The following is a 15,063-nucleotide window of genomic DNA, read 5'->3' as shown; positions in this document are numbered from 1 at the left end:
GTCTTGTTGTTGGACGCATTTATATAGATGAAAATTTTATATAATCATTGGCGCGTTATAAAAGGTTTGAAATAAAAAACAATCTTCACAGATGTGTGCCTATCACAGAGAATAATTCATTAAGTGAGTGTTTGTTTATGTTGTGATAAAAAACCGTATGTTGTGTTTGCCTAATTTAGTTATATCATGGTTAACAAAATAAGTCAAACGCTTTTTAATTTATTTTTAAAATAAATAATCATTGGTGCGTCTTGAAAGGGTTTTACCCACCCTGCATATACTCTTAGCGGAATCATAGGGTGGGTTACTCGTCTTAACCGAGCCACAGCATTCTGTGGTTGGATTACTAAGGTGATCGTGTTAGCGCACGGGCACCTCTTTTTATATAGTATAAGAGGTCCGACTAGGATTTCAACTATTCTTGCTGAAATAAGAAAGTGGGAGATCAAGTCACAGGAAAAGAGACGTAGGGAGACCCCTTTCCCATCTTCAAAAATCTTGAAATTGAGATAAGTACCTTGGTTCCTCTTTTTTTCGAAGAAACTTTATATGCGTAACGCGTCATGTATATAGGTATTATATATAGTTATTCATTATATAAAGAAGGAACAAAGGAACATGTAATCTGTGACCCTATCTGATAAAGGGTTTTGGTGTTCCTTTTACTGTGATAAACCAGGTACATTCCAGGAACATAGAGGAACAAATAGGTGAAAATTGCTTGCATACATGCAAAATAAAGAAATAAGTGCCCGTTTCTTTTCATATCTTCATCTGAAAAACATTAGCATACATGCTAAATTGAACAGAAAAAGGAACATTTAAGCTAAAAAAAGGAACGATTTGACCACTAAAAGGAACGTTAAAAGGAACAAAATAAGCTTCTTCCAATCACGGAACGGCTTTATCTTATCAAAAATTCAATTATTAATGATGTTAATGTTAACATTATTATTAACATTAACATTTATATATTTATGCATATTGTTGTTGTTATTTTTATGATAGTAAATATTGATATGTTTATAGATCATTTTAAATACATTACAATTAATATTTTTATTGTTAGCTATATTGGTATTAATAATAGGATTATTGCTGTTGTTAACAGGAGCCATTTGGTCCAGAAAATAGATGATTGTTATTTTATGTTAAAATAAATATTGGTCTTATAAAGAGATTGTACTTTAACTAACGATGGGAAAAGGGGTAATGCTGGGGTTCGTAAAGTTATTATAAGTAGCAATAGGTAATCTATGTTACCGTTACGAGGTTTATATATAAACAATATGAAACTATTATGGGAGAGTCCTAAAATGAAAAAGAAAATGAACTATTTAATTTTACTTTTAACGGCCATCTTTATGGTGGGTTGCACCGATGTAGAAGATGCATCTAATACCGATAAAGAAACAAAATCACAAGAAGTAACCACAGCTGATACAGATAAAAATAGTGAAACGGAAGAAGCCGCCACTGCGGTAGCTGACGAACCTGAAGAAGAGGAAAAACCAACCGAAACAAAGGATGACCTGTTCTCAGAATACAACCTTATTGAAGTCGATGGTGGTGATTTGTCTGGACATCGTGAATCTAACGTCGTCGTTGATATTGGTTATGGGGACCGTGAGTATTGGGCCTTTACGAATGAACACGGGCAACTAGTACGTGTCATTGCTGAAGAGATCGTTTTGCAAGATGATAGTAGCGAACCCGTATTATCGTCTGGAAGATACTACTCCGATGAGGCAAAAGTTCCTGGTGTCGAAAGTGACGTTTTAGATGAAGGGCATATTATTGCTGATTCTCTCGGAGGGGTATCGAATGCTTATAATATCACCCCGCAAGAGAGTACGCTCAACCGACATGGTGATCAAGCTTACATGGAAGACGGGATCCGTAGCGCAGGTGGGGCCACGAATTTTGAAGCCACTATCACATATCCGAATACGGAAACGCAGATTCCTTCAAGTTATCAGTTTACTTATACTCTAATGGGAAACGAAGTTGTTGATACATTTGAAAATGTGAATCCTGATGAGGTAAATGAGTCGCTCGATTCAGCAGACAGCGAACCTTCTGATTCAACGAGTTCAGAAGAAGGTGATATTTCTAGCGTTGATACTAATGGTAATGGCCAGGTGACGATTAAAGAAGCAAAAGCAGCTGGTTTCACTATGCCAATCATGAGTGATCATTGGTTGTATAAATACATGAGGGATAATGATGGAGATGGGATGGTTGGAGAGTAAGCCTCTAAATCTTTGATACAAAAATAAGCAAAAGGAAGGTCATTTATTGAGCTTCTTTTTGTTTGGTGTAAGTTAATTAACATTAACGTAAATATTAATATTTACGTTAATGTTTATGTTAGTGTTTGTTATATCGTTGTTATTTTTATCATTATTATTATTAAAGTCTTTCTTAGAACATTAGGCATGGTTTTTTTCTCATTAAATTTTTAAGAATCCCTTCTAAAGATGGCTATCATTAAAAAAAGGACAGCCACTTTAGATGAACTGTCCTCTTCTTACGAGCGATCCTTAAAAGCGAGTTAAGGTTCTCAAAGTAATCCTTTTTTAGTGAAAACCTCTTTTAAAGCGTCATTGACTATCCTTGATTTTCCCCCATCTCCCTTTCCGACTTTTTTTCCAAGTTCATTCAATACTTTCGCTACCTCTGGATCCAGATACACGCCTGTAAGGACTGGTTTCTTCTTTTTCTTCTTCCCTTGAATGAGACTATCCAAGAAGTCTTCGCTATCATTATTAACATTAACTTCATCATTAACATTAATATTAATTTTATCATTGGTGTCTTTATCGATATCTATATTAGTACTAACATTAGTATCTTTTTCTGCCTCAGGTCTGCTGTCATTGTCCTTTTGCTTATTTTCATGCTTACCTTCTTTATTAATGTCATTATTAACATCTTCGTTAGCAACATCCGAAAAAGATGCTAAACTACGCGTTTTCCTGGCCATCTTCCATTACCTCCTTATATAAATCCCAATACGATTTAACGAGTGGGTTCTTTTTCCCCTCAGTAAGAGTTGCTGGCTTCCTTTCAAAAGCTACACTGTTCGCAAAACGCACCGATCGAGGGATGACGGTTTCAAATACTCTTATATCATTTTCAAATCCATACCTTCTGCATTCCTGGATAATTTGAGTGTGTAGGGTAGTTCGGCTATCCACCAAAGTAGGGACCACACCAAGAACATTTAGATTAGGGTTATGGGACTGTTTAAAATCACTAATGGCTCTTAAAATTTTAAGTAAAGAACGCATTGAATAACTTTCAGGTTGAAACGGAATAAGTATGTCTTGCGCAAAAGAAAGAACATTACCTTGAGTTAATCCTAAGGTAGGGGGAGTGTCTATTAAGACGTAATCCCAGTTGTTTAAATCCACGTTTTTGAATGCTTCCTTGAGCATGGAGAATGGATAGGGATATTTGCTTGCCTCCGAAAGGACGTCAAATTCGAAGAAGCTCATATCATCATTTGCGGGGAGTAAATCAATGTTCTCGTGTACATTAAGAATGGCTTCTTCTGGATTCAAATGATCTACTAATACATCATAGATACTGTTATCCAAGTTATCGGGGTTTACGCCAAAGCTAATGGCTGCGTTCCCTTGATTATCTGTATCTATGATCAATACTTTATGACCTTCGCTACTTAAAACACCGGCTAAGTTTGTCGTTAGGGACGTTTTGAGGACGCCGCCTTTATTCGTGCTGACTGCTATTTTCTGAGTCATATGCTCACCACCTCTAGTTAATGTTAACATTAACATTAATACAATCGTTCATAATCACAAGAATATTTATGCTTATATTATTAAAGATAAGTCTTCAGATCCCTTCTTTATTTTAGACATAAACTATTTTTTGTTAGATTTGCATTCTATTAGCACTACACAGGTTCGATTCTTTGGATAGTAGAACTCTTCTGGAGGATAACAATGAAAACGATAGTTTTAAAAAGCACATAGAGGGACGCTAAAGGGGATTTTCACTTAAAAGATATAAACGTAGAGGGAGAGGCAGAACGTCTCTTAGAAAAGCTGTCAGCGTGTTCTAAAAAGCGTGACAACCCATTGGACATATTGCTGGAGGTTGAATTTCAAAAAAAATTTAGGTGTACCACCATGTGTACGCTTATATTATGGGGCGGTAGCCTGCTACTCTGTTTTAGTTTTTGAAATTAGGATGATCTACTTGAGCACGCAGGCTTTTACGATAAATTTAAAGTGCTTTTTTGCTGGGCATACGAAACCCCCTTATGAACATTTCACAAGGGGGTTTCGCATTAGTCTCTTATCTAATCTTCTCTGTGGTATGGCAAAGTTTACTAGAGTAAGATACAATTATATCTAACGGATAACACGACAAAAGGACGTCTCACCGGCTAAAGTAGAACGTCCTTTTCGCAAAGTGGGGTACGTATACCCTTTTTTAGTTGTTTAACTACGTATAGTTTATCACGTGCAGTTATGAGAGGGCAATACTCCGGTTCGTGTTTTTCGTATTCTTCGCATTGCGCGAGAGACGGAGGACTAAACGATGGAGAGTAAATCTATCGAAGAAGCTAGCTATCACGCATGGTTTCACCATGGAAATACGGACGGATACATAACGATGGCTAAAAAGGAATCTGATGGCGCCTTTAGGCAATATCATTACAAGCCTAATGAAATGGCTGCTGAACTTACAAACTGGCTAGGAGAAGATGTTTACTTCAGCCAGAATACGTTCTACAAGCCGTTTAGGCGAATTGAGAACATACGAAAGCTGCAAGCCTTATACGTCGACGTAGACGCGTATCTATTTAACTATGCACCGGAATGGGTATTAGGCAAGCTAGAATTAGAAGTTTTCGATCAACAGATCCCAGAACCTAACCTCATTATATTTAGTGGCCGCGGGATCGTCTGTGTGTGGCTTATAGAACCTGTTCCTCACAAAGCTTTACCCTTGTGGCAAGCCATACAGAACTATTTCTGTGAGCAGTTGCAGGGAGTTGGGGGCGATACGAAGGCTTTAGATGCAGCTCGGGTATTCCGGATAGCAGGTAGTGTAAACAGTAAGAGTGGCGAGTATGTAAGGGCGCAATACCGTCATGATTATCGTTATCCTCTTCGTGACATTCAGTACGATTACTTACCGGAACTGGAGCCGAAGAAAAAAAAGGGACGCCCTTCTAAGCCAGCGCAATTGTTCAATACATATCGACTACACCATGCGCGTCTACTAGACTTAACAAAGCTCGTGGAGCTGCGAGAGTATGCTGTAGAGGGCTATAGAGAAACGCTGTGCTTTTTGTATCGCTATTGGTCTTGTTGTGTGCTTTCAGACAGCAAGGAAGCCCTGAGACAGACATTAGAGTTTAATAGTGAGTTTAGGTCTCCGTTGCCGGAGAAAGAGGTCACAAAAGCCACTAAGAGCGCTGAGAAGGCATGGAACGCTAAGAACAATAAAGAAGCGAACGAAGAAGCCATAAAACATGGCTATCCTGGTGCGGGCTACAATTTAAAAAACTCTAAGATTATTAATTGGTTAGATATTACGCCTGAAGAGCAGCGTCATTTAAGCACGGTGATGGACGGCGAAGAGAAGAAAAGACGGAAACGAGAAGCAAACAAGGAAATGCGCCGTGAAAAAGGCATGAAGACCATGCAGGAATATAACGACATACGTAAAGAACAAACGGAAGAAAAACTGAAAGTTGTTCAACAGGCTTTAGAAACGCATCCCAACGCATCTATCAGGAAATTAGCGCACTACACGGGCTTTTCTAAGACCACGGTCCAGCGTTTACTAAAGCAAATAAAATAACGAAAAAAGTGTCCCACCATGTGTACGCTTATATTATGGGCGGTAGCCTGCTACTATGTTTTAGTTTAGGGCGGGGGTGTCTCTATCCAGGCTTACAGTTTTTTAGAAAATGTTTAGATTTGACCGGCTCAGAAGGAAAGGCTTGGTATTTAGATATCAAGTCTTTCCTATGATTCTTAAGCCTGCTGGAGCAGTACTTGCGTTGGTTTCCCTTGACATTGCTGTATACCCCTGGTTCAAGTACTTACAGAATGCAAAGTAAAAAAAGCCAAACGTATAAAATAATACGCTTGGCTTTTTTACTCAGCTTTTGAAATTAATTGAAAATCGTACCTGTCCTTTTTAATTATTCATATCGCAGTGATTCGATGGGGGTTAGTTTAGCAGCTTTATTGGCAGGTATTATACCAAATAAGACTCCAATTATCATAGGAAATATTATTCCAATAATTAAAATGCTCCAAGATATAAGAACTGGCCAACCAGCAACTAGTGATATTATTGTAGATATACCTATACCTATAACTACACCTAGCAATCCACCGATAATGCTAATAGTTACTGATTCAATCAAGAATTGTGTTAAGATTTGTTGTTTCGTTGCTCCTAAAGCTTTTCTAACACCTATCTCTCTAGTTCTCTCTGTAACAGAGACAAGCATGATATTCATAACACCTACCCCACCTACAACTAGGGATATACCTGCAATACTACTAATTATTAATGTCATAGTACTCGTGACATTTTCTATACCTTTAGATATTTCTTTAAAATTAATTACTTGGTATGAATCCTCAGTATTATGCGCTTGGTTTAGTAGCTTTTGTGCTTTTTCACCCGCGGTCTTTAGAGAATCAGCATCTTTCACTTTTAAGGTCAGTTGGTTATAATTGTTTTCATTAAAGACAACCTTATAAGTACTTTCGGGGAGATAAATGTCTGTATCTAATCCAAAAGCTTCTTTACTATTCTTAGTTATGCCGATAACCTTTATCGGTTGGCCAGAAAGCCAAAAAATCTCACCCAAGGGATTTTGACTATCAAAAAGACGTTTTACAGATTCTTGATTAACAATGGCTATACGTTCTCCAGACGATATATTCTTTCTAGTGAAATTTATTCCATTAACAAATTCGAAATTATGCTCTTTTATGTAATTATGATTGACACTTAAGACAGTGGTTGATTCATTTGCAGTCTTATTATATTCTAACTCCACTACTCTTGAACTTAATCCAACTGCATCTTCCACCTCAGGGATACTTTTCAATAAATTAATATCTGAATTATTAAAGTTACCATCTGTAATGTTATTAGGGGATTGTGTTGGGTTATTCGGCTGATATATGATTTGTAGGTTATTTTCGGAACTAGATATTTGTGATTTTAGTAAATGTTCCCCCCCTTTACCTATAGCAACGATAATAACAACAGACGATACCCCAATGATGATTCCTAGCATAGTTAAAACTGACCTTAACTTATGTGAAAATATAGAAAAAAGAGCCATTTTGAAATTTTCTATAAAACTCATGATAGACGGTCCTTTCTATGGGGTGCTTCTGTATTTACTATTGAACCGTCACGAACTACAATTTGATTATTGGCGAAACTTGCTATATCTTTTTCATGTGTAACAACAATGATGGTAGTACCTTCATTGTTCAAGTGGAGGAAGTGATTCATAATGGTCATACTGGTCTCAGTATCTAAAGCTCCAGTAGGTTCATCAGCCAAAATTATCTCAGGTTCATTAACTATTGCTCTAGCTATTGCTACCCTTTGTTTTTGCCCTCCAGAAATTTCACTAGGAAGAAAATTCGCTTTCTCTAATAAACCTACTTTCTCCAAAGCTATTTTGGCTTTAGAATCACGCTCCTTTTTTGGAACTCCAGCATAGACCATGGGGATATGAATATTTTCTATCACACTCATCCTTGGCAGAAGATGGAAGTTTTGGAAAACGAAACCTATTGATAGATTCCTCACTCGGGCTAGTTCTTGTTCATTGCAATTCATAATATTTATGTTATCTAACATAAAAGTTCCACTTGAAGGTTTATCTAGACAACCTATAATGTTCATTAAAGTGGTTTTCCCTGAGCCTGAGGGACCTGTTATTGCAAAAAAATCTCCACGTTCAACTGTTAAATTAATATTGTTTAACACATTAATCTTATCTTCGGCAATTTGGTATGTTTTAAAAATTTCAGTCAAACTTATCATTACTTACTCACTTCCATTCCTTCTTTAAGTTCAGGAGGAGGGTTAGATATAACTTCATCACTTTCTGACAAACCGCTTTTTATCTCGGTAAAATTGTTAGTCGTCATTCCAGTTTTAATGAATTTTTTCTCAACATTCCCTTCTTTGTATATATAAACAAACTTTTGATTGTCTTGAGTTTGCTGCACAGATTTGGTTTCAAGCACCCTAACCTTGCGTTGGTTAGTTTGTATTTCCGTAACAACTTTAAAACCAGGTTTTAGTGGGATATCATTAGATTCAACTATCACTTCTAGGTGATACTCTGTATTTTTATCAGTCTTTTGAAGTGGTAAACTTCCAACACTAATCACTCTCCCTTCCCACGTTTTACTAGGGAGTACTTCAGTTTTTATCGTAACGGTCTGTCCCTCATTCACCTTTAAAGAATCATATTCGGATATTCTTGCATCGACCTTATACTGATTAACACTACCTATATGAATAATAGGTGAAACTTGTTCAACATTATTTAATTCGTTCTGATCAGTAATCTTTAGAACTACACCATTCATTTTGGAGACTACGCTAAGTTTGTTGACTCTTTCATCTATCATATCTTTTTGAAGTAGCGTGCGCTTAAGGTCTAAATTGGCTATTCTTTTTTCAGTTTTCAACCCATTAACTTCTTGAAGAATTTGTTCCTTTGTTTTTTCTCCTATGTCTTTCGAATTTAGTTCTTCTTCCAAACTACTAATTTTATCTTTTATTTTGTTTATTTGGATGTAATTCCTCTCCATTTGAAGGTTGTTCTCTTTTTTTTCAAAACCCAATTGACTATTGGAGTACTTGAGTAAGACTTCGCCTTTTTCCACTTTCTCCCCTTCCTCTACCATTACTTCTTCTATACTCCCTAATTCCGCATTATAAAATATTTTCTCTTCTTTATTTAAACTCAAGGTACCAGGAGCCATAACTGTTTCAGATATTAATTGATGTTTTAACTTTTCAGTATTAATTTCAGTAATTTCTTTAGTTGAAGCTTTATGTACGTTCACACCTACAACAATAGAAATAACAAAAAGAATCATAATAAAAACCCATAACCTTTTCATGTAGAACACCCTTTGCTAAACTAACTAAATAAGCCCCCTTCACATTTACCCGAAGGTCAGAAAGGAGATAATACAATGTTTTTTAAAAAGAAAACTATTCAATGTAGCTCATGTAATAAAGAAATTCAAGGTGGAGACGAGTTTTACCTACGAATGCGTTACCCTTACTATGAAGGGAGTGTTAGAATAAAAAAATTCATTGAAGTAGAAGGTGTTGCTACTTGCTTGGAATGTGTAAAAAAATCAAGTAGCTAATTTTTCAATACGTTTTTTAATACTTGGGTGCGTTTCAAATAGGTTATAGCTTTTTTCTTTAATGAGATTTTTTTCTTTTAAGATAATTAATACCTCTTTTGCAGTAGAAGAACCTACTATTGAACTGGCAAACTTATCAGCATTGAATTCTCTGCGCTGAGATAAGATAAAATGGAGCACAAATGAAACAACATAGGTTAAAAAGGAAAAGATAAGCACAGGTGCTATCGGAATTTTTGGAATGAAAAATGGAGTGGCGATAAGTAGTGCAATCGGAACCCCGGATAAGACAAAAACAAATGAAAATACATTTTTTAATAAGTGGTTTTTTTTAATATGAAAATATTCATGTGCAAGAAGGAATTTTAGTTGTTTATCGTTAAGTGAATTAAGCAATGATTTACCACAAACAATGACTAAACTGCTTTTTCTATATAAAGCACCAGCGCTGTTCTTCATAAACTTTTCTGATACAAAAACTTCAGTTTCACTCTCCGGATCTATTTCATTTAGAATTTTAGTAAGGCGTTCCTCGTCCTTAACATCAGCCATTTTAAGTTTTATAGACGAGACCAACGGGAAAATGACACTAAATGCAGTAAGCATTAAAGATGCATTAAATAAATACTGAACTAAACCTTCATCTATACCAAAGGTAACCACTTTGAACTTCATTAAAGCAATAAAAACTAAAAAGATCCCGGAACTAAGTTGTAAAATCTTCATCTTACTATCTACTCCTTTAATTAAGAAATATTGAACTAACGTAAGTTTCTAACAAGGCTGCAATGAATATAATAAGCCCCCCTAAAACGAGCAGAGATATATTAAATTTTATGTTTTCCCTGAACTTTTCCCTTCCTAAAATCACCAAATAAGCAGCAATAATAAAACCCATCACCTCAGGTACACCATGAATTATTAATGGTGGTAGTACCTCTACCAGCAGATCTAGAGATACCCCCCCTAAAAAATATCCAAGCATAGCTCCGTTTGATAAAAGATTTAAATACGTGGGAATTTTTAGTAAGAAAAAACCGGTTAAAATTATAACATAAACTTTCAGGTTGTTTAACAAAATTACCCAAAATATAGAAGGAGTTTCGTGGTTATCTTTTACGTTTTCTAGATTATGAGACAAAGTAACACCTAGTAAACTACTGATTAAAAATGCAATCAAAAGAGAACCTAAATATGTTCCTGTAGCTATGAGTAAGGGTTTAGATCTTATTTTCCCCATTGCCATTACCCCGCTATTAAAATGAAAGTTCCACTAATTACGTACCAGCTTAATATTAACATTAAGAGTGTAAAAGTACCTTTATTAAACAATTTCTGATATAAAAACGCTGCTATATACACCCCTAAGAACTTAAAAGGATCAATTTCTTGAGAGAGAGAAATTAACATCTTATTTTCTGGTCTAAAAATCCCGTAAGCAGTCGTGTAGCCATAATCTGAAACACCAAAGAGTAAAACCATACATAGATTTACTAGGGAACCTATAAGTATTGGGAGATAGGCTATTATAGAAATTGAGAATATTTTTCTTTTAGTGGAAATTGCCTCGACCACTTGTATTTTTGAAGCTACATTTAGAAATATGAAAAAAGCAAGTATTGTTCCTATAGGAGCCAAAGAACCTATTGCAAATGAAATTATATACAAAATTTGATCCGATTCATTTTTCGTTAAGTTCTCCAATATATCTGTATTTAAATATGTACTATATAAAGCGACTAAACCACTTAATATACTTACTTGAATTAAGAGTATTATATTTTTAACCTTTTGTTCCTGGATTTGACTAGATAATTTATTGAAGCCGCTCTCTAAATTAAATAAAAGACCGTAATAATACAGTAAATTATAGCTTTTAAGCATGTCTAACTAACCCTCTTTCAATAAAAAAAGGGGGTTATAACCCCCTTTTTTTTTAAGTATTATAGTCCTAAAGATCCTGCACCTACGATTGCTGCTGCTAAGAACCAAGGTACAGTTACACCTACAGCTCCAATTAAATAATGTTGAACACCGTAAACACTACCAATGGTAGTTAAACTATCAGCAGCCCATCTTGGCACATCATATCCATTCCTATCCAAAATCATTAAGATATCAGCAAATTCAAACGGAGATCCGAAAATTCCAAGTATACCCAAAGCTAATGCTGGCAAAATAAGTTTACGCATCTAATCCCCCCCCTCAAAAGTCTTATGTACATGCACATGTACTAAAGTACTATTGAATCATGAAAAAAGCAATGATTTTTTTACATTTTTTTGGTTCTTTAGGGTTAATTTTCTTTTTATAAACAATAAACGACTTAATATGACTATATTGTTTAGTTAGATAATTTATTTGGATGAGACTTTAGACTTTGTTTGATTTGTATTCTATTAAAAGATTATAAAATGCAGGGTAAAGATCTACGTATTATTGTAAATGAAGGGGGTAACCTAGCTACTCACAAGGGAAGATATTCAACTTTATTTATTTGATTATAAGATAGTTTGAGGAGTTCTGAAAATTGAAGAAGTTGGAATTTTTACTGAAGTCATCGGGCCAGAATAAGAAGATATTGATGAAGCTTCCATGGTTATAAAAAGATCATTGATCTAATCTATGAAGATTATATAGAAATGCTAGCGATCTTATCTAACAATAATATATCTTTTGTGAAAAGCCGTCCACTTTGGTCGGTATTCCAAAATTATGTTCTTTATAAGCTAAAAAACGCCCTTATACTTTGCCAAAGATAAGGGCGTTTTTTTGTTTTCTTTATTAACTTAGGGTAGTGGCTTTATTATGACCGAACATATTGATATATTGCATGAGTTCAATAGCTGACATAGATGGTATCTTTGTTGCAAAATTCACTGCTTCTATGTGGGTTGAAAAACTGTAAGCTGCTACATTATATAACGGCACAAAACGTTTGAGTTGGTCTCTTCTCATGATATAGATTCTTAGAACGCTAGACTGTTGCTCATTATTACCAATAAAGAATGAGATTCCTGTCTTTTTATCAGCTGGGCTGACAAAAGAACCTATCATTGTAGGATCAGATTCAGGTATTTCTTCTAATATAGACCTGATGTCCCAGTGCATTTGTTTTTCCATTTCCACTCCTCCTTTAAAAAGAATCGTACCATTAATGCGCTCAAACAACCGGGAATTAGATAAATTTCACAGAAATTCAAAAACTGTAGGTAAGGAAGCCAAGAATTTGTAACGTAAATGGTTCGTAATTGATTACTTTTATTGGTTTAAGCAGTACAGCAACAAAGTTAAAATAAAAAAGGACTTGAATAGTTCCAAGTCCTTTGATCACATTACTTTAATTCAGTGTTTGCATCATATTCATACCGCACTATAAAATCTGGGTCGCGCCGATAGGTGAACTCGGTGACAGATTTCCCTGTTTGACGAAGCTCGTTTACAACTTCTTTGATTTCGCGGTTTTGATCGTCTGTTCCTTTTGTTTCAGTTTGGTTTACTTTGGCTTTATCCGGTGTGACGACTGTAAGTTTCAACGTGCCATTAGCCATCTCAATCCCGTCAAATGGAAGTTTAACATGGAATTGATAATGATTCGGATTGCTTTCTTCTGAAAAGATTTTATATTTATACTCGAGATTATATACACGTTTTCCGCTTTCAAGTTTTGCAACTTCTTCGAGTGTTTTAATTTCTAAAGCAGAAAGCAAAATTAATTTTGCTGCATCGGATACTGTATCTACAGGATCCCCTGTTTTTGCACTCTCTTGAATGTTGTTTGTTCCTTCGAGTAGCTCTTCGGCCAGATAAGGGCGAAATTCCAATCCTTCGGATTGAATTAAGTTTAATGCAGCATTAGAAAGAGAAGACCCGTTTGGTACGTAGTATTTCGCTTTTATTTCACCATCGGATACTATTGTAGTACGTACATACACTTCATCAAATTGGTTTCCGTTGTAACGAGATGTAGGTGTTACTAAGACTGTCATATCTTGCGTAATTAGATTAGCCATTAGTTTTAGCTCCTTTTTTGAACAAAGTTTGTTCGTAGATAGGGAAGGAAGAAACTAATTTCCTATTTATTGAAATAGGAGGAATGACCTTTTTAATTTTCGTCTTTTTCGTTATTATATAAATTACATATAGTCAATAGGACTTTAAAGTGTTGCCGCACTTTAGAGTCCTTTTTTTATTTGTCGTTCAATCTTGTTTAGTTGCCGATTTGTTTCTCTGTCAGATTTCCTGATTTCTCGTTTTGCCTTGTTTTCAGCTTGTCTCATTTTGCTTTTTATTCCTGCCGAACTAATTCTACGCACCATATTCTCACCACCTTTTCGCCAAATTGTTGTAACTTCCTTCCAACTACAACTACTATAATAACAGAAAACATAGAATTCAAACAATATATAGTGTTCGACATTTTTAAAAACACTATATATTGTGTTTGGAACGTGCGTTCCCTTTATTGTCAAATTCGTTTTTGAAAGGAATACGTAGGTATTCAAAGCATTTCGCTGAAAATTGGATAAATTTATCTCACAATGAGTTTATCAGAGGTTGCACGACTTAATTTATCTAAGCTATAAGTTCTTTTGTTTTATTTTGGTATGACAGGTGTAGAGCATATGAAGACTATTAAAAGGGGGAGCAAAAAAGCGCTCCAATTAAGGAACGCTACTACATTCAGGAATCTATTGATAAGTTTTTAAATTTCATTTTGAAACTCTTTTCTTTCGAATCTCCTCCACCACGGGGAAAAGGATTTGTTCCTCTAGAGATCCGTAAGATTGATCCATTATTATTCTTTTCCCATCAAATAAAGAAGCATCTAACAGGTATGGTATGCGAGGTTTACCATACCACGATTTATCATGTAGCTCTTTCCATACATATTCTCCGAATTCTTTTGAGTGACCGTTATGTTCTATGCACTCCCATACTTGTTTTTTCTTAACGTCCATAAAACCTTGAAAGACATTCTGGCTAACGATTTCCCACCACATCTCAGATCGAATGGCTTCTTTGTTTTTGTGACCTTTCACAACATTTGTTGTGTTATCTTTTTTCTTCTCGTCTCTTGTACATTCGTTTAGATTAACCTCTTCTGGAAAGCGAGATTGTATAAAAGTCCAGAGATCGTCTTCGTGAATTCTCCACCCCTCTTTACGTGAACTCGGAGCAATACCTTTGACCGTACCGTTTCGTAACCAACGACGTAAGCTCTCTTTATTTGTGGTGATTTTATACTTTCTCAATAGTTCAAGAGCTTGATCGACAGTATAGATGTCCATAACATCTCTCCTTTTAATACAACGATTGATGTGTTAAAGGAAGGTTTTAAGCAAAAGAAAGCGAACGCCCTAATTGCTTCCTTTTACAAATAGTAGAGTTCCGCCAGCTTGAAGCTGGCGGTCACAGACAATAATAAGGCTATTCTTGATATCTACTATGTTTATTACAAACGCGTTTTGCTTTTAGAATTTTGATGAGTACTCTTGTTTTAATTCATGATGGTGGGTCATTGATGAGGAAAATAATTCAGCATCTTTGTTAATTTTCTCTATTACATATTTGGTAACAGTTTGTATGTTACTGTTTAGGTTTTCATTTTCTAAACATTCTTCTTGCATATGTGATTTTGTTA

Annotated in this window: 16 protein-coding genes; 3 read left to right on the top strand and 13 right to left on the bottom strand. The window is 35.3% G+C overall.

Annotated elements, in window-relative coordinates; all coding sequences use genetic code 11:
- Positions 1–1,316 precede the first annotated feature (1,316 nt).
- A complete protein-coding gene (locus IEW76_RS20180; RefSeq protein ID WP_188656177.1) occupies positions 1,317–2,252 on the top strand; it encodes a DNA/RNA non-specific endonuclease in 936 nt (311 codons plus the stop codon).
- A gap of 311 nt (positions 2,253–2,563) precedes the next feature.
- Here the strand turns inward: IEW76_RS20180 and IEW76_RS20175 are convergent, their stop codons facing one another.
- Positions 2,564–2,986, bottom strand: coding sequence for a hypothetical protein (locus tag IEW76_RS20175; protein ID WP_188656176.1), 423 nt, complete (start codon positions 2,984–2,986; stop codon positions 2,564–2,566).
- Positions 2,967–3,767, bottom strand: coding sequence for a ParA family protein (locus IEW76_RS20170; protein WP_188656175.1), 801 nt, complete (start codon positions 3,765–3,767; stop codon positions 2,967–2,969). Before IEW76_RS20170 ends, IEW76_RS20175 begins: the two co-directional genes overlap by 20 nt.
- A gap of 805 nt (positions 3,768–4,572) precedes the next feature.
- On the opposite strand from IEW76_RS20170, the gene IEW76_RS20165 reads away from it, so the two are divergent.
- On the top strand, positions 4,573–5,844 hold the full coding sequence (locus IEW76_RS20165; protein ID WP_188656174.1) for a replication protein: 1,272 nt from the start codon (positions 4,573–4,575) through the stop codon (positions 5,842–5,844).
- Positions 5,845–6,190: 346 nt separating this feature from the next.
- Here IEW76_RS20165 and IEW76_RS20160 read toward each other — a convergent pair whose 3' ends face one another.
- Genes IEW76_RS20160 through IEW76_RS20150 form a run of 3 tightly spaced genes read right to left on the bottom strand, consistent with a single transcriptional unit; the run spans position 6,191 to position 9,164 of the window.
- A complete protein-coding gene (locus IEW76_RS20160) occupies positions 6,191–7,378 on the bottom strand; it encodes an ABC transporter permease (protein ID WP_188656173.1) in 1,188 nt (395 codons plus the stop codon).
- Positions 7,375–8,070 carry an ABC transporter ATP-binding protein gene (locus IEW76_RS20155; RefSeq protein WP_188656172.1) on the bottom strand — a complete coding sequence of 232 codons (696 nt, stop codon included), beginning with the start codon at positions 8,068–8,070 and terminating at the stop codon, positions 7,375–7,377. Before IEW76_RS20155 ends, IEW76_RS20160 begins: the two co-directional genes overlap by 4 nt.
- Complete coding sequence (locus IEW76_RS20150; RefSeq protein WP_188656171.1) at positions 8,070–9,164, bottom strand: efflux RND transporter periplasmic adaptor subunit; 1,095 nt, start codon at positions 9,162–9,164, stop codon at positions 8,070–8,072. The genes IEW76_RS20155 and IEW76_RS20150 overlap by 1 nt, the downstream gene beginning before the upstream one ends.
- 75 nt (positions 9,165–9,239) lie before the next feature.
- Here IEW76_RS20150 and IEW76_RS20145 point away from each other — a divergent pair, with 75 nt between their 5' ends.
- Positions 9,240–9,419 (top strand): Fe3+ hydroxamate ABC transporter substrate-binding protein, encoded by a 180-nt coding sequence (locus IEW76_RS20145; protein ID WP_188656170.1) that lies wholly within the window; start codon positions 9,240–9,242, stop codon positions 9,417–9,419.
- Here the strand turns inward: IEW76_RS20145 and IEW76_RS20140 are convergent.
- From IEW76_RS20140 to IEW76_RS20105, 8 genes are all read right to left on the bottom strand, one after another.
- Entirely contained in the window at positions 9,408–10,145 is a 738-nt protein-coding gene (locus IEW76_RS20140; RefSeq protein WP_188656169.1) for a M48 family metallopeptidase, read from the bottom strand. The genes IEW76_RS20145 and IEW76_RS20140 overlap by 12 nt on opposite strands.
- 16 nt (positions 10,146–10,161) lie before the next feature.
- Positions 10,162–10,659: a stage II sporulation protein M gene (locus IEW76_RS20135; RefSeq protein WP_188656168.1), complete on the bottom strand. Its 498-nt coding sequence runs from the start codon at positions 10,657–10,659 to the stop codon at positions 10,162–10,164.
- Positions 10,660–10,664: 5 nt separating this feature from the next.
- On the bottom strand, positions 10,665–11,303 hold the full coding sequence (locus IEW76_RS20130) for a hypothetical protein (RefSeq protein ID WP_188656167.1): 639 nt from the start codon (positions 11,301–11,303) through the stop codon (positions 10,665–10,667).
- Between the two features lie 59 nt (positions 11,304–11,362).
- Positions 11,363–11,611, bottom strand: a complete 249-nt coding sequence (locus tag IEW76_RS20125; protein ID WP_188656166.1) for a hypothetical protein — start codon at positions 11,609–11,611, stop codon at positions 11,363–11,365.
- Between the two features lie 592 nt (positions 11,612–12,203).
- Positions 12,204–12,542, bottom strand: coding sequence for a hypothetical protein (locus IEW76_RS20120; RefSeq protein ID WP_188656165.1), 339 nt, complete (start codon positions 12,540–12,542; stop codon positions 12,204–12,206).
- Between the two features lie 212 nt (positions 12,543–12,754).
- Positions 12,755–13,432 (bottom strand): hypothetical protein, encoded by a 678-nt coding sequence (locus IEW76_RS20115; protein ID WP_188656164.1) that lies wholly within the window; start codon positions 13,430–13,432, stop codon positions 12,755–12,757.
- 162 nt (positions 13,433–13,594) lie between these two features.
- The gene (locus IEW76_RS20110; protein WP_188656163.1) at positions 13,595–13,738 is read right to left on the bottom strand and encodes a hypothetical protein; all 144 of its coding nucleotides are present in this window, start codon (positions 13,736–13,738) and stop codon (positions 13,595–13,597) included.
- 393 nt (positions 13,739–14,131) lie between these two features.
- Positions 14,132–14,710, bottom strand: coding sequence for a helix-turn-helix domain-containing protein (locus IEW76_RS20105; protein ID WP_188656162.1), 579 nt, complete (start codon positions 14,708–14,710; stop codon positions 14,132–14,134).
- Between the last annotated feature and the right edge of the window lie 353 nt (positions 14,711–15,063).

The organism is Pontibacillus salipaludis (genome assembly GCF_014642405.1).
Taxonomy (GTDB): Bacteria; Bacillota; Bacilli; order Bacillales; family BH030062; genus Pontibacillus; species Pontibacillus salipaludis.
This window is presented reverse-complemented; position numbering and strand designations above follow the sequence as displayed.